General features: G+C 69.9%; 24 protein-coding genes and 1 pseudogene. 16 read left to right on the top strand and 9 right to left on the bottom strand.

Annotated elements, in window-relative coordinates:
- Positions 1 to 34 precede the first annotated feature (34 nt).
- Genes ABZV40_RS05285 through ABZV40_RS05300 form a run of 4 tightly spaced genes read left to right on the top strand, consistent with a single transcriptional unit; the run spans position 35 to position 4,177 of the window.
- Positions 35 to 949 carry a branched-chain amino acid ABC transporter permease gene (locus ABZV40_RS05285; protein ID WP_355436117.1) on the top strand — a complete coding sequence of 305 codons (915 nt, stop codon included), beginning with the start codon at positions 35 to 37 and terminating at the stop codon, positions 947 to 949.
- Entirely contained in the window at positions 946 to 2,646 is a 1,701-nt protein-coding gene (locus ABZV40_RS05290) for a hypothetical protein (protein ID WP_355436121.1), read from the top strand. Before ABZV40_RS05285 ends, ABZV40_RS05290 begins: the two co-directional genes overlap by 4 nt.
- Positions 2,643 to 3,464 carry an ABC transporter ATP-binding protein gene (locus ABZV40_RS05295; protein ID WP_355436123.1) on the top strand — a complete coding sequence of 274 codons (822 nt, stop codon included), beginning with the start codon at positions 2,643 to 2,645 and terminating at the stop codon, positions 3,462 to 3,464. Before ABZV40_RS05290 ends, ABZV40_RS05295 begins: the two co-directional genes overlap by 4 nt.
- Complete coding sequence (locus ABZV40_RS05300) at positions 3,461 to 4,177, top strand: ABC transporter ATP-binding protein (RefSeq protein WP_355436126.1); 717 nt, start codon at positions 3,461 to 3,463, stop codon at positions 4,175 to 4,177. Before ABZV40_RS05295 ends, ABZV40_RS05300 begins: the two co-directional genes overlap by 4 nt.
- 65 nt (positions 4,178 to 4,242) lie before the next feature.
- Here ABZV40_RS05300 and ABZV40_RS05305 read toward each other — a convergent pair whose 3' ends face one another.
- On the bottom strand, positions 4,243 to 4,602 hold the full coding sequence (locus tag ABZV40_RS05305; RefSeq protein WP_355436589.1) for a hotdog fold thioesterase: 360 nt from the start codon (positions 4,600 to 4,602) through the stop codon (positions 4,243 to 4,245).
- Positions 4,603 to 4,730: 128 nt separating this feature from the next.
- Here ABZV40_RS05305 and polA point away from each other — a divergent pair, with 128 nt between their 5' ends.
- Entirely contained in the window at positions 4,731 to 7,403 is a 2,673-nt protein-coding gene (gene polA / locus ABZV40_RS05310) for a DNA polymerase I (RefSeq protein WP_355436129.1), read from the top strand.
- 22 nt (positions 7,404 to 7,425) lie between these two features.
- Here polA and ABZV40_RS05315 read toward each other — a convergent pair whose 3' ends face one another.
- From ABZV40_RS05315 to ABZV40_RS05330, 4 genes are all read right to left on the bottom strand, one after another.
- Positions 7,426 to 8,850 carry a dynamin family protein gene (locus ABZV40_RS05315; protein WP_355436132.1) on the bottom strand — a complete coding sequence of 475 codons (1,425 nt, stop codon included), beginning with the start codon at positions 8,848 to 8,850 and terminating at the stop codon, positions 7,426 to 7,428.
- The gene (locus ABZV40_RS05320) at positions 8,847 to 10,610 is read right to left on the bottom strand and encodes a dynamin family protein (protein WP_355436135.1); all 1,764 of its coding nucleotides are present in this window, start codon (positions 10,608 to 10,610) and stop codon (positions 8,847 to 8,849) included. The genes ABZV40_RS05315 and ABZV40_RS05320 overlap by 4 nt, the downstream gene beginning before the upstream one ends.
- 7 nt (positions 10,611 to 10,617) lie before the next feature.
- Entirely contained in the window at positions 10,618 to 11,247 is a 630-nt protein-coding gene (locus ABZV40_RS05325) for an IniB N-terminal domain-containing protein (RefSeq protein WP_355436138.1), read from the bottom strand.
- A gap of 65 nt (positions 11,248 to 11,312) precedes the next feature.
- Positions 11,313 to 11,873, bottom strand: coding sequence for a hypothetical protein (locus ABZV40_RS05330; RefSeq protein WP_355436141.1), 561 nt, complete (start codon positions 11,871 to 11,873; stop codon positions 11,313 to 11,315).
- A 366-nt stretch (positions 11,874 to 12,239) separates the two neighbouring features.
- Between ABZV40_RS05330 and ABZV40_RS05335 the strand changes: the two genes are divergently transcribed.
- From ABZV40_RS05335 to ABZV40_RS05355, 5 genes are all read left to right on the top strand, one after another.
- The gene (locus ABZV40_RS05335; protein WP_355436145.1) at positions 12,240 to 13,571 is read left to right on the top strand and encodes an Hsp70 family protein; all 1,332 of its coding nucleotides are present in this window, start codon (positions 12,240 to 12,242) and stop codon (positions 13,569 to 13,571) included.
- Positions 13,568 to 14,068 (top strand): hypothetical protein, encoded by a 501-nt coding sequence (locus ABZV40_RS05340; protein WP_355436147.1) that lies wholly within the window; start codon positions 13,568 to 13,570, stop codon positions 14,066 to 14,068. Before ABZV40_RS05335 ends, ABZV40_RS05340 begins: the two co-directional genes overlap by 4 nt.
- Positions 14,065 to 15,456: a helix-turn-helix transcriptional regulator gene (locus tag ABZV40_RS05345; protein WP_355436149.1), complete on the top strand. Its 1,392-nt coding sequence runs from the start codon at positions 14,065 to 14,067 to the stop codon at positions 15,454 to 15,456. The genes ABZV40_RS05340 and ABZV40_RS05345 overlap by 4 nt, the downstream gene beginning before the upstream one ends.
- Positions 15,457 to 15,551: 95 nt before the next feature.
- Complete coding sequence (locus tag ABZV40_RS05350; protein ID WP_355436152.1) at positions 15,552 to 16,721, top strand: glycosyltransferase; 1,170 nt, start codon at positions 15,552 to 15,554, stop codon at positions 16,719 to 16,721.
- Between the two features lie 44 nt (positions 16,722 to 16,765).
- Positions 16,766 to 17,797, top strand: a complete 1,032-nt coding sequence (locus tag ABZV40_RS05355; protein ID WP_355436155.1) for an Hsp70 family protein — start codon at positions 16,766 to 16,768, stop codon at positions 17,795 to 17,797.
- 140 nt (positions 17,798 to 17,937) lie between these two features.
- On the opposite strand, the gene ABZV40_RS05360 is transcribed toward ABZV40_RS05355, so the two are convergent.
- Entirely contained in the window at positions 17,938 to 18,366 is a 429-nt protein-coding gene (locus ABZV40_RS05360) for a DUF1453 domain-containing protein (RefSeq protein WP_355436158.1), read from the bottom strand.
- A 63-nt stretch (positions 18,367 to 18,429) separates the two neighbouring features.
- Here ABZV40_RS05360 and ABZV40_RS05365 point away from each other — a divergent pair, with 63 nt between their 5' ends.
- The gene (locus tag ABZV40_RS05365) at positions 18,430 to 19,029 is read left to right on the top strand and encodes a TetR family transcriptional regulator C-terminal domain-containing protein (protein WP_355436161.1); all 600 of its coding nucleotides are present in this window, start codon (positions 18,430 to 18,432) and stop codon (positions 19,027 to 19,029) included.
- Between the two features lie 110 nt (positions 19,030 to 19,139).
- Here the strand turns inward: ABZV40_RS05365 and ABZV40_RS05370 are convergent.
- A pseudogene (locus tag ABZV40_RS05370) lies at positions 19,140 to 19,697 on the bottom strand (class I SAM-dependent methyltransferase); the annotation flags it as partial.
- On the opposite strand from ABZV40_RS05370, the gene ABZV40_RS05375 reads away from it, so the two are divergent.
- Both ABZV40_RS05375 and ABZV40_RS05380 read left to right on the top strand, forming a co-directional pair.
- Positions 19,687 to 20,634 (top strand): Lrp/AsnC family transcriptional regulator, encoded by a 948-nt coding sequence (locus ABZV40_RS05375; protein WP_355436164.1) that lies wholly within the window; start codon positions 19,687 to 19,689, stop codon positions 20,632 to 20,634. The pseudogene ABZV40_RS05370 and the gene ABZV40_RS05375 overlap by 11 nt on opposite strands.
- Positions 20,635 to 20,660: 26 nt before the next feature.
- On the top strand, positions 20,661 to 20,864 hold the full coding sequence (locus tag ABZV40_RS05380; protein WP_355436167.1) for a hypothetical protein: 204 nt from the start codon (positions 20,661 to 20,663) through the stop codon (positions 20,862 to 20,864).
- Here ABZV40_RS05380 and ABZV40_RS05385 read toward each other — a convergent pair.
- Positions 20,861 to 21,319 (bottom strand): helix-turn-helix domain-containing protein, encoded by a 459-nt coding sequence (locus tag ABZV40_RS05385; RefSeq protein WP_355436171.1) that lies wholly within the window; start codon positions 21,317 to 21,319, stop codon positions 20,861 to 20,863. The two genes, ABZV40_RS05380 and ABZV40_RS05385, sit on opposite strands and share 4 nt — an antisense overlap.
- Before the next feature lie 76 nt (positions 21,320 to 21,395).
- On the opposite strand from ABZV40_RS05385, the gene ABZV40_RS05390 reads away from it, so the two are divergent.
- The 3 genes from ABZV40_RS05390 (at position 21,396) to ABZV40_RS05400 (ending at position 23,804) form a co-directional block, all read left to right on the top strand.
- A complete protein-coding gene (locus ABZV40_RS05390; protein ID WP_355436174.1) occupies positions 21,396 to 21,908 on the top strand; it encodes a GNAT family N-acetyltransferase in 513 nt (170 codons plus the stop codon).
- A gap of 134 nt (positions 21,909 to 22,042) precedes the next feature.
- Complete coding sequence (locus ABZV40_RS05395; RefSeq protein ID WP_355436176.1) at positions 22,043 to 22,195, top strand: hypothetical protein; 153 nt, start codon at positions 22,043 to 22,045, stop codon at positions 22,193 to 22,195.
- A gap of 136 nt (positions 22,196 to 22,331) precedes the next feature.
- Complete coding sequence (locus ABZV40_RS05400) at positions 22,332 to 23,804, top strand: hypothetical protein (protein WP_355436178.1); 1,473 nt, start codon at positions 22,332 to 22,334, stop codon at positions 23,802 to 23,804.
- A gap of 71 nt (positions 23,805 to 23,875) precedes the next feature.
- Here ABZV40_RS05400 and ABZV40_RS05405 read toward each other — a convergent pair whose 3' ends face one another.
- Positions 23,876 to 24,385 carry a hypothetical protein gene (locus tag ABZV40_RS05405; protein ID WP_355436180.1) on the bottom strand — a complete coding sequence of 170 codons (510 nt, stop codon included), beginning with the start codon at positions 24,383 to 24,385 and terminating at the stop codon, positions 23,876 to 23,878.
- Between the last annotated feature and the right edge of the window lie 2 nt (positions 24,386 to 24,387).

The raw sequence follows: 24,387 nt of genomic DNA on the forward strand, positions 1-24,387 counted from the left end.
TGTTTGCTCGCCCCCGCTGTTTACGGAGGTAGTTGTGTCAGTCCTGCTTCAACAGCTGGCCAACGGGCTCGTGCAGGGCGCCCTGATCGCCCTGATCGCCCTGGGGTACACGATGGTGTACGGCATCATCCAGCTGATCAACTTCGCCCACGGCGAGGTTTTCATGGTGTCCTCGTACGGGGGCCTCGCCACGTTCACGCTTCTTCCTGACGACATCAAGAAGACGCCTGCCGTGGCCCTGCCGCTGATGTTCCTGGGCGGCATTCTGGTGGCGATCGTGGTCGCCGTGATCATGGAACGGTTCGCCTACCGGCCGCTGCGCAACGCGCCCCGGCTGGCACCGCTGATCACCGCGCTCGGCGTCTCCGTGTTCCTGCAGGAGGCCGTCCGCGTGTGGTACCCCAACGCCACCGCGAACCTGCCGTACCCGAAGGTCTTCCCGGAAGGCAACTTCACGCTCGGCCCGATCAGCGTGCAGTGGACCGGTGTGCTGCTCGTCGTGCTGTCGGTCGGCCTTTCGATCGTCCTGCAGACCTACATCAACAAGTCCCGGATGGGACGGGCGATGCGCGCCACCGCGCAGGACCCCGACACCGCGAAGCTGATGGGCGTCAACCCCGACCGCGTGATCGTGCTGACGTTCATCATCGGCGCCGCGCTCGCCGGTGTCGCCGGCATCATGTTCGGCGGCTACCTGAACAACATCAACATCGACATGGGTTTCCAGACCGGCATCTTCGCCTTCACGGCGGCCGTGCTGGGCGGCGTCGGCAGCATCCGCGGTGCGGTCATCGGCGCGTTCATCATCGGTCTGATCAAGACCCTGGCCGGTCAGTACATGCCGGGCGGTACCCAGTACGACTACGTGTGGATCTTCGTCGTGCTGATCCTCGTGCTCGTCTTCCGCCCGCAGGGTCTGTTCGGTGAGCCGGAAAGGGTGCGCGCATGAGCGACCGAAAGCCTTCCGCACTCGCACCCCTGGGCAGGCCGTTCGCCGCTCTCGGTGGTGTGCTCGGCATCGTGGCGGCCCTGCTGCCGTGGGTCACGTTCAAGCTCAACGACGGCAACTGGCCGGACAAGTCGACGCTGCAGTTCTTCGACGCTCCGTTCGCCGTCACCGGCTTCCGCTGGCACGTGCTGCTGCTCGGCGTCCTCATCCTCGTCGCCGCGTTCGCGCCGACCCCGTCCAAGGGACGCGTCGTCCGCGCGCTCGGCTGGGGTCTCACCGCCGTGTCGCTCATCAACGCCATCTACATCACGGTCAAGGGTGGTGGCCTCGCCGCCATCACCGCGCTCGACGGCGAGTTCGCGTTCGGCAGCATCGTCGGTCTCGTCGGCGGTGTGCTGGCGATCCTCGCGGGCTACGGCATCGGCATCGAGCCGGTCGGCGTGTGGAAGTTCAAGCTCTCGACCCCGGTCGCGTACGTGGTGCTGCTGGCGTCGTTCGCGGCTGTGCTGTACGCGGTGGCCGCGCTGCTCACCACCGGCGGTGTCGGTTCCTCGAACCCCTACGCGGGCGCGATCTTCCTGTCGTTCCTCGGGTTCGCCGGCGGTGTGCTCGGCGCGCTGAGCGGCGTCGGGTACGTGCGCTGGATCTCGGTGCTGTCCGAGCAGCACCGCGTGTTCAGCGTGATCGTGCTGCTGGTGTGCGCGCTGGCCCTGCCGTTCACCGACGCGGGCAACGAGTACTGGATGACGGTCGCGGCGAACATCGGCATCTACGCCGCCACCGCCATCGGCCTGAACATCGTCGTCGGTCTCGCCGGTCTGCTCGACCTCGGGTACGTGGCGTTCATGGGCATCGGCGCCCTCGTGGCGGCGAACTTCTCCGGTGCGGCCGCCGCGAAAATCGGCATCACGCTGCCGTTCCCGGTCGCAGCGGTGATCTCGGCGGTCATCGCCGGCCTCTTCGGCGCGGTGGTCGGTTCGCCGACGCTGCGGGTCCGCGGTGACTACCTGGCGATCGTGACGCTGGCGTTCGGTGAGATCTTCACCCGTTCCGCGCAGAACAACATCGGTGGCCTGACCAACGGCTCCAACGCGATCCCCGGCATCCCGCCGCTGTCGCTGTTCGGCGCGGAGTTCAACAAGTCGCTCTCGCTCGGCGCGGTCAAGCTGCCCGCCGGTGTCCTCTACTACGTCCTGATCGTGCTGCTCGTGGCCGCGGTCATGACGGTGTTCGCGAACCTCAAGTTCAGCCGCATCGGCCGGGCCTGGATCGCGATCCGCGAGGACGAGGACGCCGCCCGCGCGATGGGCATCCGCACCGGCAAGATGAAGATCCTCGCGTTCCTCATCGGCGCCATGCTCGCTGGTCTCGCGGGTGCGGTGTTCGCGCACAAGAACGGCACCGTGTCCTACGAGTCGTTCAAGTTCCTCGAGTCGGTCACGCTCCTCGCGGCGGTCATCCTCGGCGGCATGGGCTCCATCCCGGGCGCCGTGCTCGGTGCGGCGCTGCTGTTCGTGCTGCCCGAGAAGCTGCGCGACTTCGAGGACTACCGCCTCATGATCTTCGGCCTCGCGCTGATCCTGATCATGCGGTTCCGGCCGGTCGGCCTGATCCCCGATGCGCACAGGCGCGCTGAGATGATCGAGCGTGCCGACGAGAACGCCGAAGAGGCGCACGTGGAGGCGAAGAAGGCATGAGCACGCCGGTTTTGGAAGCGCGTGACGTCTCGATGGTCTTCGGTGGCCTCAAGGCGTTGAAGGGCGTCACGCTGACGCTCGACGAAGGCAAGATCGTCGGCCTGATCGGCCCGAACGGCGCGGGGAAGACCACGTTCTTCAACTGCCTGACGGGTCTCTACACGCCGACGACCGGCCAGGTGCTGCTCAAGGGCAACGTCCTGCCGGGCGACCCGGCGCAGGTGACGGACGCGGGCGTCGCCCGCACGTTCCAGAACATCCGCCTGTTCCCCAGCATGACCGTGCTGGAGAACGTCATGGTGGGCCGCCACGTCCGGATGAAGCAGGGCCCGCTGGCCTCGCTGTTCCACGGCCCCGCCTACCAGCGGGGTGAGAAGGCGGCGCGCGAACGGTCGCGGGAGCTGCTCTCGTTCGTCGGCCTGAACAACCTCGACGACGAGCTCTCGCGCAACCTCCCGTACGGCGACCAGCGCCGTCTGGAGATCGCGCGCGCGTTGGCGACGGACCCGGCGGTGCTGCTGCTGGACGAGCCCACGGCGGGTATGAACCCGCAGGAGACGGAAGCGACGCAGCAGCTGATCTTCCGCATCCGCGAGACGGGCGTGTCCGTCGTCGTCATCGAGCACGACATCAAGTTCATCTTCGGGCTGTGCGACTCGGTTTCCGTGCTCGTGCAGGGCGAGCTGCTCGTCGAAGGCAGCCCCGAGGTCGTGCGGGCGGACCCGCGGGTCGTCGAGGCCTACCTCGGCAAGCCGCCGGAGGAAGTCCAGCACGAGGTCGAGGCCGCCGCTGCTTCTGCTGAGGAGGAGCAGGCATGACCGCGCTGCTCGAAGTCCGCAACCTCTCGGTCTCCTACGGTGCGATCGAGGCCGTCCGCGACGTCTCGTTCACCGTCGAGGCCGGCCAGATCGTGTCGCTGATCGGCTCGAACGGTGCGGGCAAGACCACCACCCTGCGCACCATCTCCGGTCTGCTGCGGCCGTCGTCCGGCGAGATCCTGTTCCAGGGCAAGCCGATCCACAACGACCCGGCGCACGCCATCCTCGGCGAGGGCATCGCCCACTGCCCCGAGGGCAGGCGGCTCTTCCCGCGGATGACCGTGGAGGAGAACCTCCAGCTGGGCGCGTACGTCCGCAAGGACGACGGGGTCACGGCCGACATGCAGCGCGTGTACGACCTCTTCCCCGTGCTGGGGGAGCGGCGGCACAACAAGGCCGGGCTCTTCTCCGGTGGTGAGCAGCAGATGCTCGCCATCGGCCGCGCGATGATGTCCAAGCCCCGCCTGCTGATGCTCGACGAGCCCTCGATGGGTCTCTCGCCGATCATGACGCAGCGGATCTTCGACACCATCAAGGAGCTGCAGTCGTTGGGCACCACCATTCTGCTGGTGGAGCAGAACGCGCTGGCGGCGCTCGCGTTGTCGGACCACGGCTACGTGATCGACCTCGGCCGCACCACTTTGGACGGTCCGGGGCACGCGCTGCTCGCCGACCAGCGGGTGCGGGACGCGTACCTGGGCGAGGCGCACTAGCCTCCGCTTGATTGATGAACGGCGCATTTGTTCACCTCACGTGGACAAATGCGCCGTTCATCGTTTCAGGCTCCGGGTGCCTTGGGGCGCAGGATGCAGGTGAGGCGGGCGGTGCAGGTGCGCTTGCCCTCCTCGTCGGTCACGACGATCTCGTACGTCGTGGTGCTGCGACCCAGGTGGATGGGGCGGGCCACACCGGTGACGACGCCTTCGCGCGCGGCCCGGTGGTGGGTGCAGGACAGTTCGAGTCCTACTGCGATGGAGCCGTGCTGCGCCGCGTGCAGGGCGGAGCCGAGCGAGCCGAGCTGTTCGGCGAGCACCGCGTTCGCGCCGCCGTGCAGCAGCCCGAACGGTTGGCGGTTGCCCTTGACCGGCATCGTCCCGATCATCTCGTTGACATCCCATTGGGTGATTTCAATGCCCATGCGGACGTGCAACTGCTCGTCGGCGAACTCCACTGGCAGGTCGGGGATCACACGTGCTCCCAAAATGATTAGACGCAGGGCGTAGGGCTCAAGCGAAACTGTCAGACCCCCACCCTAGACTCGGGCTCGTGACTAACTCAGACGTGAAGCGGCTCCTGCTCATCGACGGTCACTCGATGGCCTACCGAGCGTTCTACGCCCTGCCCGCAGAGAACTTCGTGACGAAGACGGGCCAGGTCACGAACGCCGTGTACGGGTTCACGTCCATGTTGATCAACATCCTGCGGGACGAGAAGCCGACGCACGTGGCGGTGGCGTTCGACGTCTCGCGCAAGACGTTCCGCTCCGAGCAGTACCCCGAGTACAAGGCCGGTCGCTCCAAGACGCCGGACGAGTTCCGCAGCCAGGTCTCCCTGATCCAGGACGTGCTGGCCACGCTCCGGATCCCCACGATGGAGAAGGAGAACTACGAGGCGGACGACATCATCGCCACCCTGACCACGCAGGCCGTGGCCCAGGGCTTCCAGGTGGAGATCGTCACCGGCGACCGCGACGCGTTCCAGCTGGTCAACGACCAGGTCACGGTGCTGTACCCGGTCAAGGGCGTCTCGGAGATGGGCCGCTTCACCCCCGCGTACGTCGAGGAGAAGCACGGCGTGCGGCCCGACCAGTACGCGGACTACGCGGCGGTGCGCGGCGACTCGTCGGACAACCTCCCGAACACGCCGGGTGTCGGTCCGAAGACGATCATCAAGCTGCTCAACCAGTTCGGCGGGCTGAACGAGCTGGTCGACCGCATCGACGAGGTGCCGGGCAAGGTCGGCGAGGCGCTGCGCGGCAACCTGGCGAACATCATCATGAACCGCCAGCTCACCGAGCTGATCAAGGACGTCGAGCTGCCGTACACGATCGACGGTCTCGAAGCGCAGGCGTGGGACCGCGACGCCGTGCACCGGCTGTTCGACGAGCTGGAGTTCCGGGTGCTGCGCGACCGGCTGTTCCAGACGCTCAGCACCGCCGAGCCCGAGGCCGAGGAGGGTTTCGAGGTGTCCGGCGGCGCGATCCCCGCGGGCACGCTCGGCAAGTGGCTCGACGCGAACGCGCGCAAGACGCGGGTCGGCGTGGCGTTGCGCATCGGCAAGGAGCTGGAGGGCGTGGCGCTGTGCACGGCCACCGGTGAGGGCGGTTACGTCGACGTCGCGGAGCTGACCGAGGCCGACGAGAACGCGCTGGCCGCGTGGCTGGCCGACGAGAGCGCGGCGAAGGCGGGCCACGACCTGAAGCTGCCGTTGCGGCACGTGCGCGCCCGCGGGTGGAAGCTGCGCGGCCTCACCTCGGACACGGCGCTGGCGGCGTACCTGGTGCGTCCCGGCCAGCGGTCGTTCGCGCTCGACGACCTGGCGCTGCGCTACCTCAAGCGCGAGCTGCGCGCCGAGGAGTCCGGCGACGGCCAGCTGTCGCTGCTGACCGACGAGGCCGAGGAGGCGCAGAAGGTCGCGACCGGCGCGATCCTGCGCGCGCGTGCCGTGGCCGAGCTCGCCGACCGCCTGGACTCGGAGCTCGTCACCATCGGCGGCGCCGACCTGCTGGCCAACCTCGAACTGCCGCTGATGAACGTCCTCGACGAGGTGGAGGCGGTCGGCATCGCGATCGACGTCGAGCACCTGTCCGAGCTGGAGGCGCACTTCGCGGCGGGCGTGAAGCAGGCGGCGCAGGACGCGTACTCGGTGATCGGCAAGGAGATCAACCTCGGCAGCCCGAAGCAGCTGCAGACGGTCCTCTTCGACGAGCTGAAGATGCCGAAGACGAAGAAGACCAAGACCGGCTACACCACCGACGCCGACGCGTTGCAGAACCTGTTCGAGCAGACCGAGCACCCGTTCCTGCAGCACCTGCTCGCGCACCGCGACGTCACGCGCCTGAAGTCCACTGTGGACGGTCTGCTCAAGTCGGTGGCCGACGACGGCCGCATCCACACGACGTTCCACCAGACCATCGCCGCCACCGGCCGGCTGTCCTCGACGGACCCGAACCTGCAGAACATCCCGATCCGCACCGACGAGGGCCGCCGCATCCGCCAGGCCTTCGTCGTCGGCGACGGCTACGCGGAGCTGATGACCGCGGACTACAGCCAGATCGAGATGCGCATCATGGCCACGTTGTCCGGCGACGAGGGCCTGATCGCGGCGTTCAACAGCGGCGAGGACCTGCACACCTACGTGGCGTCGCAGGCGTTCTCGATCCCCACCTCCGAGGTGACGGGCGAGATGCGCCGCCGCATCAAGGCCATGTCGTACGGCCTGGCCTACGGCCTGTCCGTCTTCGGCCTGTCGCAGCAGCTGCGCATCCCGACCGAAGAGGCCCGCGAGCAGATGGAGGCCTACTTCGCCCGTTTCGGCGGCGTCCGCGACTACCTCAACGAGATCGTCGAGAAGGCCCGCAAGGACGGCTACACCGAAACCGTCCTGGGTCGCCGCCGCTACCTGCCGGATCTGACGTCGGACAACCGCCAGCGCCGCGAGATGGCCGAACGCATGGCTCTCAACGCCCCGATCCAGGGCAGCGCGGCCGACATCATCAAGGTCGCCATGCTGGGCGTCTACCGCGCGCTGGAGTCCTCGGGCCTGCGCTCCCGCATGCTGCTGCAGGTCCACGACGAACTGGTGCTGGAGATCGCGGACGGCGAGCGCGAGGCCGTGGAAGCCCTGGTCCGCGACCAGATGGGCAACGCCTACCCGCTGCGGGTGCCGCTGGAGGTCTCGGTGGGCGTGGGCCGCTCCTGGGACGACGCCGCCCACTAGCAACACGTGGGGGAGCGGTGAGTCAGGCTCGCCGCTCCGCCAGCAGGCCCTCGCACGTCCGCACCAGCACGCGGCAGGCGTCGGCCGACTTGCGGCCCAGCATCGGGTTCTCCGCGTGCGCCTGCCACCGTCGCAGCGCCGCGAACGCGCTCTGCCGCACCTCGCCGGCCGCCGCGTCCGGGGCGAGGCCCAGTCGCGCGGCCGCGGCGATCCCGGAATCGCCCAGCAGGCGTTCTGCTTCGTCCACCATCGGCGCAGGCAGGGACACGACGCCGGACCGCAGGGCCGAGAGCAGGCGCAGTTCGGTGAACTCGTGGGTGGCCGCGAAGATCCGTTCCACCTCACCGGCCAGGCGGCCGCCGCCGGAGGTGCGCGCGACCCGGTCCAGCGCGAGCAGCGCGGACCGGGCCTTCAGCAGGTCGCGGCGCTCGCTGAACTGGGTGTGCAGCACCCGCTGCAGGTCCCGCAGGCCGCTGCGCGCCACCAGTTCGTCCGCGAGTGCCGCCTGCGACCGCACGCCCTGGCGGATCAGCGTCACCGACAACCGGATGCCGAACACGCCGAACCGGCGCAGCAGAGCGGCTCTCTCCGCAGAGCCCGCGGCGAACCGGTCCGCCGAGAGCAACGAGGACTCCAGCGACTCACGCGGTTCGGCGGCCAGCGCGGACAGGGCGACGAACTCGGCCTGGGTGAGCGTCCGCCCCGCCACGGCGACCAGGCCGGCCACGGCGACCACGTTCTGCGCCAGGCCGTGCAGTTCCGGGGCGCGGCGGTAGCGGGCCGCGATGGCACGGGCGGAGATCATCGCGTCGACGCGGCCGCCCGCGATCTCGTCGGCGCGGGAGATCACGGCGACGGTGTTGACGGCGGCCGCGCGGGCGACGCCCTGGTCGCGGAACGACTCCAGGAACGACGCGTCGGCCGAGTGCAGGTGCTTCATCAGGTACACGACGGCGTCGGCCTCGGTCGGCGTCTCGTCGTCCGGGGTCAGGAACCGCACCGCCCGCGCCGAGTTCTCGGCCGTCAGGGACGCGATGCCCGGCGTGTCGATCAACGTGGCGTGCCGCAGGCTCTGCGACGGCCAGTCCACGACCAGCCGGGACACCGCAGCTCCGCCGAGGTCCATCGACAGGGCTCCGGCACGGCGGACCACCGGCAGCGAGACCGGGCTCCCGGCCACGGGATGCAGGACGACGCGCGGTGAACGGCCGTCCTGGTACCAGGTGACGACCCGCGTGCACTCGCCTGCGTCGGTGGGTGCCAGGGAGTCGCCGACCAGGGCGTTCAGCAGGGTGGACTTCCCCGCCTTCACCCGGCCGGCGATCGCGACGCGCAGCGGTGCGTCCAGGCGGTCCAGCAGGCCGCGCAGGAACGCCGCGGCGCGCGGCTGGTCGCGGTAGGCGTCGACGGCGAGGGACAGCACGCGCCGGACCTCGTCGATGATCACGGCGTCACCTCCGCACGGATCTTCTCCAGGGCCGCGAGCTCCGCGGCGATCTCCTTCAGCCGGGCCGAACGGTCCTCCGACGAGGCCTTCACGGACTTCTGGGCCGAGAGGATCGACTCCTGCAGCGAGCGCTTGAGCTGGTCGGCCAACGCCGTGAAGTGGTCGCGCAGGTCGCGTTGCAGCACGCGGAGCATGTCGCGGGACTCCTTGCCCGCGTGGAACGTCACGTCGTCGATGTAGCGGCGCAGGGCGGCCTTCGCGTCGTTCTGGCGGCGCTGGACGATGCGTTTCCGTTCGTCGCCAATGGTTTTGCCGCCCAGCAGCACCGCCGCGCCGATCGACAGCGGGTTGATCAACGACAGCCCGATCGCCGAGCCGATCATCCCGAACATGAGCATGCCCGAGTAGCCGCCGCGCAGACCGCTCAGGAAACGCCCGCCCACACCGAACTTCTCGTCCGGACGGACCTCCATCGGCCGCACCGAGCGCAGCGGGTCGCCGGAGGGCGTCTGCAACGACGGCAGCGTCTGCTCGCGGTCGGAGTCGAAGTGCTCGGCCACGCGGCGGGCCAGCCAACGAGCCCGCTGGGTCGCCTGCACCGAGTTCGCGGAGACGGCCGAAGCGGCGGTGTCCTGGACCCATTTCGTGAACTGGTCCCAGATCTTCGTCGGATCACCGTCCATGATGGACTCCTCGGCCACGCGGACGATCTCGCGCATGCGGTCGCGCAGGTCGTAGTCCACGTCGGCGTTGAGATCAGCCACGCCGTCGGACAACGTTTGCTGCCAACGCGCTGAGCGTTCCTTCAGGCCTGCCGCGCGTTGCTCGGCCGCGGACAGCTCGTCGATCAACGCCCGGGCGGACGCGGGGTCGGACTGGACGGAGGCCTCGGCGCGCAGCGAGGAGGTGATCTGGTCGATGACGGCGTGCACGTCGTGCGCGGTGGAGAGGCGGGCCAGCGACTCGGCCTCGCCCAGCACCTTCTTGCGGAGGTAGGTGACCAGCGGCGGGTAGCCGGACTCGCGGTTCACCTCCTGGTCGCCCGTCTGCAGCGCGTGCCAGCGCAGGGTCGACGAGACCGTGAAGAACGGCGGCGTCAGGCCGATCTCCTCCAGGTGCGCCTGGTTCTGCGCAGCCACGAAACGCCAGTCCGGGTAGAGGTCGGTCTTCGTCACGACGCACGCCACGTTCGGGCACACGGCCACGGCGTTGCGCAGGAACTCCAGCTCCGGGGCCGTGTACTCCTGGGACGCGTCGGACACCAGCAGCACCGCGTCGGCCGTCGGCAACGCGGACGTGGTCGCCGCGCCGTGGACCGAGCCGAGCCCGCCGACACCGGGGGTGTCGACGAGCTCCAGCCCCTCACCGAGGATCGGGCGCGGGATTCCCACCTCGATGTGGTCCAACCGGTCCGCGTTGCCGGGGTTGCCAGACTCCGACGCGTACCGCGGCAGCTGATCCACCGGCACCTCGATGCGCGAGTCACCCCGCACCAGGGTGACGACCGGCTGGTCGGCGTACCGGACGACGGTCGGGACCGACGTCGCGATGTCGTCGAACACCGGGCACACCGGCGCCCCGAGCAAGCTGTTGACCAGCATGCTCTTGCCCTGCTTGAACTCGCCGACGACCAGCAGCCGGACGCGGTCGTCCCGCAGTCGTGCCCCTGCCTGCCGCAGCCGTGCTTCCAGGTCAGGCCGGTCGTAGCGCGCGATGGCGGCGAGCGCGCGGTCCACGGCCTCGATCGGTGTGGTCGTCATGGTGAGCTCACGCAATCACTGGGTCGTGGTCGAGGTGCGGTTCGGTGAGGTGGTCCGGTTCCAGGTCCACCGGGTGCGGCTCCGGCTCGGGCAGCGCGACCGGGTCGTCCAGCGCGATCTCGTGGTGGTCCTCCGCGGGTTCCGGCTCGACCGGCACGTGCTCGTGCACGACGGGCTCGTGCAGAACGGGCTCGTGTGCAACCGGTTCGTGCTGGTGGACCGGATCGTTGAAGGAGTCCTTCACCTGCACGACGTTCGTGTCGTTGTCCTGCACGGCGACGGAGTGGACGTCGGTGTCGTTGTCGGAGTTGAACGAGTCGTCGATGATCGTGACGTCCCGGTCGTCGATGCTGATGTGCTGCTCGACGGTCGTCACCGGCTTCTCCACCACGTACTCGTGCGTGGTGTGGTGGATCTCGCGGACGGGGTCGTCGTGGTGCGGGGACGACGTCTGCGCACCGCGGGCGCGCACCCCGCCGGAGTCGGCCATGATCAGCCGCGCGTCCCGGACGTCCTGTCCGGTGACACCGCTCAGACCCGCCTTCTTCAGCTCGGCGTCCGGGTTGGCGTCGAACGCCTTCTTCGCGTCGTCGTCCCTGAGCAGGTGCATCAGGAAGTCGATCAGAGAGGACAGCATGTCCGGCTCCTAACGTGGGACGAACCGGCCCCGCCCACCCCTCGCGGACGGGGCCGGTCCGCAGATCAGAAAGCGGGCAGGTCCAGGTCCTCGAGGATGTTGTCGATCTGGGAGTCGACGTCGAAGTCGTTCGCCTGGTCCGACACGGCGGTCAGGTCGGTGTCCTGGTCCGAGATCTGGTCGGTGTGCTGGTCCAGGTCCTGACCCGCGTCCACGTCGACGTCGGAGTGCGCCGCGCCGCCGTCGCCGCCGGACGCGTCCGCGTCGCCACCGTCACCGGTCACGCCGCCGTTGCCGCCGAAGCCGAAACCGTTGCCACCCGACGTGGAACCGAAGTTGACGTTGACCAGTCCGTCCTGGTCGATGTCGCCACCGGCGCCGCCGATGCCGAGGCCGTTGCCCCCGTCGGCGCTGCCGCTGTCGCCACCGACGGCCGTCCCGCCGTCGCCGCCGTCGCCACCCGCGGTGCTCGTGACCGTGGTGGTGTTCTGCGCCTGCTCGGCGGCCTGCTCCGCGGACTGCGGGTTGACCTGGGCCGTCTGCAGCTGCTGCTCGGCGGCGTTGGTGGAGTCCAGGTCGGCGGTCAGGTCGGCGAGGAACGCGTTGAGGTCGATGGGCTTGCTCATGTCCTGCTCCTTGGTGTCGGTCGCCGGCGGCGGTTCCGACCGGCTGACACCAACGAAGCTAGGTTTCGGCGAGGCCTCTGCCATCGGGACCGAACCCGGTTCGTCACCGTCGCGAACACAGGGAGCGACGGGGCCGATAGGGGATTGGCCCCTGTTTCGTCAACCGCGGTGAACCAGCCAACTGAGACGCACGTGTAGGTACGTCCGCCGCGAGTTGCCCAAGGGGAGAGTCCGATGTCGTACCAGGTTGGGCTGGATCTGGGATCGACCTTCACATGCGTGTCGACCTGGAGACGGGAACAGGCCGCGAGGCCTGAAGTGCTTGTGCCGTCCGTGGTTTTCCACTGTCCGGATGGGACGTTCCTCGTGGGAGAGGACGCCGAACGACGCGCGCCGACCGATCCCGGTCGCGTCGCGCGGCAGTTCACGAACCGCATCGGCGATCCCACTCCGTTGCGGCTCGGTGACGCCGCGTTGACGGCGGAAGTGGTCACCGCGCGGTTTCTGGTGCGGCTGCTCGGTTCTCTGCCCGGTGGCAAGCCGGCGCGGGTGGCCATCACCCACCCGGCGGGGTGGGGTCACCACCGGCTGGAGTTGTTGCGGTCCGCGCTGGCCGCGACCGGTCTGGCCGACGTGCTGTTCGTACCGGAACCGCAGGCCGCGGTCCGCGCGCACGACGCCCTTGCGCGCCTGGAGGAAGGCGCGGCTGTCGCTGTTTATGACCTCGGCGGCAAGACTTTCGGTGCCGCTGTGGTGCGCAAGCTCGCCGCCGACCGGTTCGTGCCGGCCGGGCCACCGGAGGAGCTGGAGATCGGCGGGCTCGACTTCGACGAGGCCGTGTTCGGGCACGTCGTCGAGGCGCTGCGGCCGGACTGGGACGCGCTGGACCCGGCGGATCCCGCGGTGCTGAGGGCGGTGGCCGAACTGCGGCGGGCCTGCACCGCCGCCAAGGAGCGGCTGTCCGCCGACACCGAGGTGCTGGTTCCCGTTGCGCTGCCCGGGATCGCGACGCGCGAGGTGCGGCTGGGACGGCCCGAGTTCGAGTCGATGATCCGGCCCGCGGTCGAGGAGACCGTGGCCACCCTCGACCGCGTGTTGCGGGCTGCCGGAACGCCACCGCACGAGCTCGCCGCAGTGCTCCTGGTCGGTGGCTCGTCGCGGATTCCGCTGGTGACGCAGGAGGTTTCCGCGCAGCTCGGCCGGGCCGTGTCACCCGCGCCGAACGGCATGGCCGCCGTCGGCGCCGCACTGGAGGCACGCGGTCGCGAACCGGAACCCGGCACCGCCACGTGGACCCGGCCGCCACTGCCGGAAGCTCCGAAGTCGTTGCGGCCCAAGAAGAAGAGGCTGACACCGTTCGTGACGGCCGGTGTGCTCGCCGTGGCCGTCTCCGGGGCGTTGCTCACGAACAACGTGCTGACCAACAAAGCCGGTGCGAAGACGACGACCATCACCACGACGGCTCCGACCACGACGACGCAGACCACCGAGCAGCCGGCGGTCGTCGAGTACGTCCCTGACCGGCAGACGGCCCCGGTCGTGCTGCCGCGCCCGGCCACGACGCAGCCACCGAAGGCCAAACCCACCACCACGCGGCCTTCGGCGACGACGGTGACCACGACGAAGTCCACGCCGCCGCCGAGCTCGACGACCACCACCACGACCACGAGCAGCACGACGAAAGCCGGTGCCCCGTGACGAGACCCGAGAGACCTCCCCTGCACCGTTTCCGGCCCGTCGAACGGGTCAGGCCGCCGGTGGTCAGGGCCGCTGTGTGGTTGTGGATCACCGTCGCCGTGGTGCAGCTGGCCAGTTCCGTGCTGGCGCTGACCGAGGCGCGGGAGCTCGTCGCCGACCTGACCGCCCGGGTGGCGCAGGAGTTCCCGGCCGAAACCGCGGTCATGCGGGAACGGGTGGCCGTCGCCGTGCTGGCGTTGCTGATCGGTGCCGGGGTGCTGCTGGCGTTGCTGGAACTGGGATGTGCGATCGCGCTGAACCGGGGGCAGCGGTGGGCGCGAGTCGTGCTGGTGGTGCTGGCGGGTGCCGTGGTGGCGCACGCGGTGATCGCGGTCGGGGGACTGCGGTCGGTGTTCCTCGTGGGGCTGGTGGCGGCGAGCGGGATCGCCGTGGTCGCGGTGGTCGTCTCGTTCCTGCCGGCGGCACGGGTGTGGTTCGGAGGGGGAGAGAAGCGATGAGGGCACCTGAGGTCGACCTGGCGTGGAGAACGGGCGACACGGCCGCGGCGATCGAGGCCGCGGATCGGATCCTCGCGGCGGGGGCGGACGAGGACTGCCTCGCCGCGGGGGTGGCCGCCGCGGCCGCGGCGGCGGACGGTTCGCTGGTCGACGCGGCGGCCAGGTGGCGGGTGATCGCCACCGTGCTGACCGGCGCACCCGCCGTCGCCGCGCACGGACGGGCGGCGCTGGCCGCGTGCCTCGGCGGTGACGTCGACGCCGCCGACCGGGACCTCGCCGGGGCGCGCGAGCGGTTGTCGGGCGCGGCACCGCGCGGGCTGACCGTGTTCCTCGACGGCGTGGACGCCGCGATCGAGGCGGTGCGGGGCGGGTTCGACCGCGCGGCACGCAGGCTGGCGGGGCTGGCGGTCGCGACGGTGCCGGTCGACGGGCTGGCGGCCGAGCGGTGGGACGACCTGGCCGTGACCGTGCTGATCGCGGGCGGTGACGACCGGACCGCCCAGGAAGTTCTTGCGGCCGGAGAAAACCGTCCACCGACCGCACGACGGCGGTTGCTCGCCGCCTGGCTGCACCTGCGGGCGGGACGGCTCGCCGAGGCACGTGCCGCGATCGCCTCCGCCGGTGACGCGCCGGTGCTGCGCCGGGACGCCGTGCTGGCGGCGGCCGTGACGATCGGCCTCGCGCGGCGCGCCGGTGACGCGGAGGCGTTGCGTGCGACGTGGCGCCGTGTCGCGCCGGTGGTGGCCGGCGCGGACGTCGAGTTGCTGCTGCTCGACGCGTGGGGTGAGCTTTCCGTCGGTGCGGCGGCGGTGTCGCGGTTCGACGGCGAGACCGTGGTCGAGGCGATGACCTGTGCCATCGCCCAGGCCGGTGTGCCGCAGTGGGCGTTGCGGGTCAACCACTGGTGGAAGCTGCACCGCGCCGTCGGTGCCGGGGATGTCGAGGCGGCTACACAGGCCGCGGCGGCGTTGCAGGGCACGGACCGAGGGCCGGCCGCACGCGCATGGGCCTCCGTGGTGTGTGGCGCCGTGGACGGACGTGAGGTGGCGGCGGTGGCGGCGGGGCTGGACGACGCGTGGGAGGCCATGGCGTTGTGCGGTGCCGCTGCGGCGAAGCTGAGCGATCCTGCCGAGGCGCGCGAACTGCTGAGCACCGGACGGGCGTTGCGGGCGAGGTTCGCCACCGAGGAACCCGGTGACGGGCTGTCCAAGCGCGAGCGGTCCGTGGGCGAGCTGTTGCTGGACGGGCTGACCCAGAAGGAGATCGGGGCACGGCTGTACATCTCGCCGAAGACCGTGGAGCAGCACGTGGCGCGGATCCGGCAGAAGCTCGCGGTGTCGAGCCGGGCCGAGCTGATCGCGTCGCTGCGGTCGCGCCTCGCCGGTTGATCCCCCCACTGGAACTTATAACCGACCGGGGGACTTGCCGCAAGACCCCGGGAATCCCCCACAATTCGTGGCCTTGAGCGAAGGGGGAATCCGAAATGCGATTTCTGGTGTCCACGATCGGGTCGCGGGGAGAGGCGCAGCCGGTCACCGCACTGGCCGTGCAGCTCAAAGAACTGGGCAACGACGTGGCAGTCGTCGCGCCGCCCGACTTCGAAGAGCTCGTGACCGGCAACGGAATCGACTTCACGCCGGTCGGTCCGCACCTGCGCACGTTCTCGCCCGGACAGCTGAAGCGCGAGGACCTGGGACGACTGGCCGAGGAGTCGGTCCGGGAGCAGTTCCGGGTCGTCGGCCGAGCGGCGGAAAAAGCGGACGTCCTGGTGGCGGGTGGTGCACTGCAGCACGCCACGCGTTCGGTGGCGGAAAGCACCGGAGCGCATTACGTGTACGCGAGCTTCTGCGCGAACACTCTGCCTTCACCGCACCACGCGCCGCCGGCGATGTTGGGCCGTGTTCCGGTGAACGGAACGGCAGAGGAGAATCTCGCGCAATGGGAGCAGCACCGACTCCTTTTCACGAACTCAAGGCCCAGCCTGAACGCCGAACGCGCGAAGCTCGGCCTGGACCCGGTCGACGACGTCCGCGCCCACGTCTTCGGCGACGACCCGTGGCTCGCCGCGGACCCGGTGCTCGGCCCGTGGCCCGGCCCCGGCGAGCTCTTCACGACCGGCGCCTGGCTCACCGACGACCTACGCCCGCTCAGTCCGGAACTGGAGGAGTTCCTGGCCGCCGGTGAGCCGCCCGTCTACTTCGGGCTGGGCAGCATGCGCGGCGCTCAGGACACGGCGCACCAGGCGGTCGCCGCAGCTCGCGAACTCGGCAGACGCGTTGTGCTGCAACAGGGCTGGGCCGGCCTGGAGCTCCCCGACGACGCCGGGGACTGCATCGCGATCGGCGAGGTGAACCAGCAGGCGTTGTTCCGCCGCGTCGCCGCGATCGCGCACCACGGCGGCGCGGGCACCACCACGACGGCCGCGGCGTCCGGCAGGCCGCAGATCGTGCTGCCCCACATGTACGACCAGTACTACTGGGGTGAGCAGGTCGAACGGCTGGGCGTCGGACGGTCGGCGAAGGTCGTCACCACCGAGGTTCTCGCCGATGTGCTCGAACTGGCCGAGCAGGCGGCCGAGGTGGGCGCGCAGGTCCGGACCGACGGTGCGAGGGTCGCCGCGGAACGTCTGATGAAGGTGAACCAGGCCAACTGAGACGTACGTGTTGTGGGTGTCCGCGCGCAAGGGGTGACCCGCACATGTCGTACCAGGTTGGGCTCGATCTCGGATCCGCAGGCACCACCGTCGCCACCGCCTGGGGCGTCACGGCCGTCGGCCGCAGATGGCACACCCCGGCCGGCGAGATCGCGGAGATCCTCGACGACCTCACGGCGAGGTGCGGGGAGGCGCCGAGCCGGGTCGCCCTGACGCATCCGTTGTCGTGGCCGCACGAGCACCTCGAACAGCTGAGGCACGACCTGATCGACGTGGGGCGTGCGGACGTGTTGTTCGTGCCCGCACCGCACGCCGCCGCGATCGCGTTCGACGACAACGTGCCGATGCCCGAGCACAGCACGATCGCCGTGTTCGACTTCGGGGCCACCGCGGCCGAGATCACCCTGCTGCGCAAGCAAGGCGTGTTCCTGGTGGCCGGGCGGCCGGAGCGGGTCGACATCGGCGGGTTCGACCTCGACGACCTGGTCGTGGAGCACGTCACCGCGAAGGTCCGGGTACACGGCCCGGAACTGGTGCGGAGCTGCGTCGAGGCCAAGGAGCTGCTCGGCAGCTACCCCGAGGTCCGGGTTCCGGTGCTGGCGGGCAACGAGGTCCGCGAGGTCAGGCTCAGCAGGCTGGAGTTCGAGGCGATCATCCGGCCGTCCGTCGAGCTGGCCGTCGACGCCCTGGAACGGGCGGCCGTGCAGTGCGGGCCCGACGTCGTGCTGCTCGTCGGCGGGTCGGCCCGGATCCCCTTGGTGGCCAACGAGATCTCGGCCCGCCTGCGCCTGCCGGTGGTGCGGGCACCGGACGGCGCGGCCGCGATGGGCGCGCTCCTCGAAGCCGAACGGCTGGAACCCGCACCCTCTGCGGCACCGGTGGCCCACCCGCCGGTGCCGCGCGAGAAAACGCAGGCCGGGCAACGGATTCCGGCCACGCCGTTCATCGCGGCCGCGTTCGTGGCGCTGATCGTCGTGGGCGGGTGGGCCGCCCACGAAGTCATGAACCGGCCAGAGGTGGAGACGACCAGCGTTCAGCTGGCACCGCCGGGAACGGCTGTGCTGCCGCACATCTGAGCGCCTTGCCAGAGGTCTTGTCCGCAACCCGCCTGCCGGGCAGTTACATGGATGAAGGGCTCCTTCATCCACACCAGGTGGAGGAAGGAGCCCTTCATCCACCGGACGGCGAGTTGCGAACACGACTTCTGGCTACCTGCTTAGAGCTTCCGGGCATCGGGTGCGAAGGGAACTCCCGTGTTGAGCGCCTTGGCGCCGACCGTGCACAGCTCACCGAGCATGCTCACGCCGATCGACAACTGCGTGGGCGCGTGCTGGTCGAACAGCAGCGCGAATCCCAGCGACGCACCGATCGACGTCATCCACACGAGCAACGTCCACGGCGTGTACCGCTGCCAAAGGTGCCCGTCGCGTTCGAACAGCCTGATCGTCATGCCCCGCAACGCGCCGAACGCGAACCCCACGACCAACGGGAGCAGATAGGCCAGGTGGATGCCGTCCACCGCGCGGATGCCGAAGAACAGCAGGAACGCGGGTGGCGCCAGGAGGTCCCTGGCGTTGAGCGGTTCCCCCGCGAACCGCTTCACGAGCACGTACAGGACACCGGCCGCTATCAGCGCATATGTCATCGCATCCCCCTTAGTAGCATGACCCTGCTACTTAAACTAGCAGGGTCATGCTACAAAAGGGAGGTGTCACCGAGAGTCGTCGATCCCGTCGCCCGCCGCCGCGCCGTCGCCGAGGCGGTGTTCCGCGTGGTCGTGCGGGACGGCGTCGAACAGGCGTCGCTGCGCAACGTCGCACTGGAGGCGGGCCTGGCGATCGGCTCGATCCGCCACTACTTCGACAGCCACGACGACATGATCATCTTCGCGGTCGAGGCGCTGATCCAGTCGATCGACCAGCGCGTGATGGCGCACGTGCGGTCGCTCGGTGACCGTTCGGACGTCCGTCCAGGCGAACGGGTGCTGGCCGAGGTGCTGCCGCTCGACGACCGCCGGCGGGACGAAGCCGTGCTGTGGCTGGCTTTCGCGACCGCCGCGCGGACCAGGCCGTCGCTGAGGCCGCACGCCGAGCGGCTCCACGACGGGTTGCGGGAGCTCTGCCGCCGGGCACTGACCGCGATGCACGCGTCCGGCTCCGTGGCGGCGGACCTCGACCTCGCGCTGGAGACCGAACGGCTGGCGTCGCTGCTGAACGGCCTCACCGTGGACGGCGTGCTGCAGCCGGACCGGATGACGCCGGAGCTCACGACGTCGTTGCTGCGCCGGCACCTCGACTCGTTGCGGTAGCTTCCACGACCCACACCGGCAGCTCGGGCACGCCGTCGACGCCGGCCACGGGGATCACCCCCCCGCTCGAACCGGGTGATCTCCCACCCGGCCCGCTCCACCGCCGTCCGCAGCTCGGACTCGCTCACCTGGAACGGGCCGCCCTCGACCGCGAGCGACGTCAGGTTCAGCAATGCCCCGTCCACGGCGGCGTTGCGCAACGCCACCATCAGCTCCGGCCGTTGCGCCGGGGGCAGGCAGTGGAACAACGCACTCGCCAGCACCGTGTCGAACCGGCCGGTGAACCGCGCCGAGTCGCCGACGACCCACTCGACGCCGTCACCGCGGGAGCGGGCCGTCTCGATCGCGGTCGGCGCGATGTCGACCCCGGTGACCCGATGACCGCGCGAAGCCAGGAAGAGAGCGTTGTCGCCGGTGCCGCAGCCCGCGTCCAGCACGTGCCCGCGGAACCGCCCGGCCGCCGCCCAGGCGACGACGACCGGTTGTGGCGCCCCGATGTCCCACGGCACGCCGGTGTGCGGCACGCCCTCGACCAGCTCACCGCCCCGGTAGAACCCCTCGAAATCAACCATGCGACCAGCTTGACCGAGCTGAGAACCGAACCGTCGGCCACAAGCACAGATGCGGCGGAATCCGCCACGAACTAGCTTCAATGAGGTGGAATCCATCGACCGAAGACTGGTTCACGCACTCCAGATCGACGGCCGCGCGCCGTTCGCGAAGATCGCCGGTGTGCTGGGGATCTCCGAGCACACCGCCGCCCGCCGCTACCAACGGCTCAAGGAGCGCGGCATCAGGGTGCGGGGCGCGCTCAACCGGTTCCGGCTCGGCCACCACGCCTGGACGTTGCGACTGCGCTGCACCCCGGACGCCGGACCCGCGCTGGCCCAGGCGCTGGCGCGGCGCGACGACACGTTCTGGGTGCACCTGATGTCCGGCGGCACCGAGATCTCGTGCCTGCAGCAGGTGAAGAACCCGGACGAGCTGCTGCTCGACCGGCTGCCCCGGCGCCTGGTCGACGTGAGCGCGCACAACGTCCTGCGGGGCTTCGCCTCGCCCGGCACGTGGCGCGGTCTCGCCTGCCTCGAACCGGACGAGGTCGCGGCGCTGCGCCCGGAGTTCGAGCCGGAACCGCCCACCGAGCTCACGCCCCTGGACGAGGCGTTGCTCGGAACGCTCGAGGTCGACGGACGCGCCGGCTACGCAGACCTCGCGGCGACCACGAGGACCTCCGAGTCGACCGCCCGCCGGCGCGTCGAGCACCTCAGGAGAACCGGGGTGCTGGAGCTGCGGCTCGACGCTGATCCGTCACGGTTCGGTTTCGCGACCCAGGCCAGGCTGTGGATGCGGGTGGAACCGCGAAGTCTCGCCGCGGTCGGGGTAACCCTCGCCACCCACTCGGAGGTGTACTTCGCGGCCGCCACGACCGGACCGGCGAACCTGGTGGCCAGTGTCACGTGCCGCAGCGGTGGAGACCTCTACCGGTATCTGACCGAGCGCATCGGGAGCCTCGACGGTGTGCGCGAGACGGAGACCGCGCCGGTGCTCCGCACCCTGAAACGTGTCGCTCTGAGCGAGGGTGAGGCATTCCCGTGCCACGCCTGAAGGTCATCTGGGGTGGAGGTGTGAGCGTGAGAGCGCTCGTGCCGGGACCTGTCGAGGTGCGACCGCGCCAGGTCGTGCCGGTGGCGGCGCGCACGATGCGTGATCTCGCCGCGGCCACGGCAGACGACGAGATGTGGTTGCGGGCCAAGGAGTTGTTCGCACAGCTGAGGGCGCGGGAGGCGGCAGAGCTGGAAGGGCTGGGCGCCGCCGGGTGGCGCTCGGCCCTCTAGCCGTCCGAGTTCACGCGCGCCGTCACCTGCACGTCGCGCGCGGTCAGCTCGGCGCCGCAGTCGGTGCACTCGACCTTCGCTCGCACGCCGCCGCCGCAGTCGCGGTGGTGGAGGTGGAACGACTCCTCTTCCTCAGGAGCCATCCACTTCTCGCCCCACGTGCGCAGCGCCATCAGCACCGGGTAGAGGTCCCGGCCCTTCTCCGTGAGCCGGTATTCGTGCCGTGTGCGGCCCTCGTCCTGATACGGCACGCGCTTCAGCACGCCCTCCTGAAGCAGCACGTTCAGGCGGTCGGTCAGCACGCTGCGGGAGATCGCCATCGTGGTCTGGAAGTCCTCGAAGCGGCGGGTGCCCAGGAAGATCTGGCGGAGCAGCAGCAACGTCCAGCGCTCGCCCAGCAGCGCGGCGGGGCGACCCAGTGCGCAGGGCATGCTGGCGAAACTCGCGTACGGCATGCTTCAAGAATACTCCTTGCGTTCGATTTTCGAACTCAGCTACAGTTCGGATTCCGAACCCAGGGAGACGATCCGCATGCGCGTCACCGAGCTCAACCGCGACACCGCGCCGGAAGCTGTCGACGCCGTGTTCGCCGGACTGTCCGCGCGAAGCCGTTACCTGCGGTTCCATGCTCCGACGCCCCGGATGACCGCGTCCGCCCGCCGGGTGCTGGTCGACGTGGACGGGCAACGGCACGCCGCCGTGTGCGCCCGGATCGGCGGTGACCCGGTCGGCATCGCCAGGGTGATCAAGACCGGTGAGCGCACTGCGGAGATCGCGGTGGCAGTCGTCGACCTGTGGCAACGCCGAGGGGTGGGCAGGCGTCTGCTGGAGGAGCTCACCGCGGTGGCGGCGCGGATGGGGGTCGCACAACTGCACGGCGACGTGCTGCCGGACAACGAGGCCATGCTCGCCCTGGCCCGCGAGGTCCTGCCCGGCGTGCGCCTGACCAGGCAGGTCGACACGATCGAGCTGAGCTACCCGCTCGCGTGGGTGACCGCGGAGATCACCGACGCCGACCTTGTAGACAGCTTGCAGGTGATTTAGAGGTCGATCTCCGGCCATGGCCGCGTGACCACCGCACGTGCGCCGGTCAGCCGCTCCGAGATCGTGGAGCGCGCCTGTTGGTGGCCGCACCCTGACCGCACCTGAGGAGCGGAAGCCCGGCGGCGTGGTCATCCGTGCGGACGGCATCGGCCGAGGAACCCGGCCGGTACTGGGCGTACGAGCAGGCGGGTGGCCACCGCGCCCGCCTGCGTCCCGTCACGTACCCGTACGAGACGGGAGCCGACCTCTGCACGCCGCGCCGTTACCTCGGCGTCCGCGAACCGTGAACCGGTGGTCGCCGGTCCCGCTCGGCAACCGGTCGGCAACCGGCTGTTCAAGATCGTCACCCGGCTGGGCGCTGAGGAGGAATTCGGGCCGTTCGACTGGACCAAAACTTCACATCGTCTTGCTACGGTGGCCCGCATGAAGTCGTGGGGGATGTTGGCGGTCGCCGCGGCGGCCATCACGTTCGGCTCGACGCTGGCCATGCCGGACGTCGCGGTCGCTGCTGCCGAGGGTGGGGTGGTCTGCGGTACTTACGAGGCCAACTCCAAGATCACCCGGAGCGAGATCCTGGCGCGCTCGCGCACGTGGATCAGCGCCCGCGTGCCCTACAGCCAGAGCGACTGCTTCGGCAACAGGTACGGCGCGTACCGGACCGACTGCTCCGGCTACGTGTCGATGGCCTGGGGCCTGCGCATCTCCTACACGACCCACATCCTCGAGCAGGTCGCGCACCGCATCGACTGGGAGGACCTCCGCCCCGGCGACGCTCTGAACGACCGCGAGAACCACGTCGCGCTGTTCATCGGCTGGGCCGACGCCGCCAAGACGCGGCCGATCGTGCGCGAGCAGGCAGGTCCGGACGGAGCGGTCCCGGTGCAGCGCGTGTGGAGCGCGAGCACGGCCAAGCGGTACGTGCCGCTGCGCTACAACGGCGTGGTCGACGCCGGTGGCAGCAGCGAGACGCCCAGCGACACCCCGGTCACGGACAAGCCGGTCGTCAGCTCCGGCCCGCAGATCTCCAACACCGCGCAGCAGCAGCTGGAGATCTACGCGCGCGCCGCGGACGGCACGATCATCACGAACTTCCACAAGACCAGCCGCTGGAACGGCTGGCAGCAGCTCGGCTCCGAGGTCTTCGCCGGTGACCCGGTCGCGCTGATGAACCCGGAGACGAAGATCGTCGAGGTGTTCGCGCGCGGTACGGACGGCAAGATCTACCGCCGCGTCGACGGCAAGTGGGCCGCGCTCGGCGACACGGCCGTGGCGGGCGAGCCCGTGCTGTGGTGGAACGAGAAGACCAAGGCCGTCGAGGTGCTGGCCCGCGGCACGGACGGTGCCCTGCTGCGCTTCACGGACAAGTGGGCGCCGGTCGGCGACCGCAAGATCCAGGGCAACCCGGCCGTCGCCGACAAGGACGTCTACGCGCGTTCCGCCGACGACAAGCTGATCAGGTTCGACGGTGAGAAGTGGCAGGACCAGGGCGACACGAAGATCGTGAGCGACCCGAGCGTCGCCGTCGACCAGGTCTTCGTGCGCACCGCGTCCGGCAGCGTCGAGCAGTACGCGGCGGGCGTCTGGAAGTCGCTGGGCGGCAAGGGCACCGGCGCGCCGTCGGCGGTGTTCAACACGACGACCGGCTCGATCGACGTCGTGCAGCTCGGCGAGGGCGGCATCGTGGAGCACTCCCGCGCCACGGCGGGCGGCTTCACCGCGTGGGCCAAGCTGGGCACCACCAAGGTCGCCGAGGCACCCACCGCGATGTACCACGCGCAGACCAAGACCATCGAGGTGTTCGCGCGCACCGACGACGGCAAGCTGATCCGCCGCTTCTACAAGGAGAAGGCGGGCTGGAGCCAGTGGGCGCTGCTGAGCGACCGGGCGATCAGCTGACCTGACGCTGAAACCGATGAAGGGCTCCTTCATCCACCTCAAGTGGATGAAGGAGCCCTTCATCGTTCACCTCAGCAGTTCGCGAAGACGTCCTTGGCCGCGGGAAGGCCGCTGGCCTCGTCACCCGCGATGGCCGCCGCCCGCAGCGCGCGTGCCGCGTCCCGGCACTTCTGCGACGACGCCGCCTCCGCCTCGGCCTTCTTCTGCGCGGCCTCCGCCAGCTTCTGCAGGTCCGCGGCGCGGATCGCGTCTTCCTTGCTCTCCTTGACCTTCCGGGTGAGGTCGGCGATCTCGCGGTCCTTGCCCTCGATCTGCCTGGAGAGACCGGCGGTGTGGTCCTTCTCCTGGACGAGCAGCACGCCGCACGTGCCGGCCGCACCGAACAGCAGCACGACCAGCACCGTCAGGACGATGACGCCGGTCTTCCGCGGCTTCGGCGGCGCCACCTGCGCGACGGGCGCGGGCTCGGGCTGCTGCGGTGCGAACACCGGCGTGTAGACGTCGAACTCCGGCGGCGGCTGCGCGGCCGGCGTCTCCGGCTCGACAGCAGGCTGCTGCGCGTCGTGGACAGGGTCGGTCATGA

It is taken from the genome of Lentzea sp. NPDC004782 (assembly GCF_040609115.1).
Classification (GTDB): domain Bacteria; phylum Actinomycetota; class Actinomycetes; order Mycobacteriales; family Pseudonocardiaceae; genus Lentzea.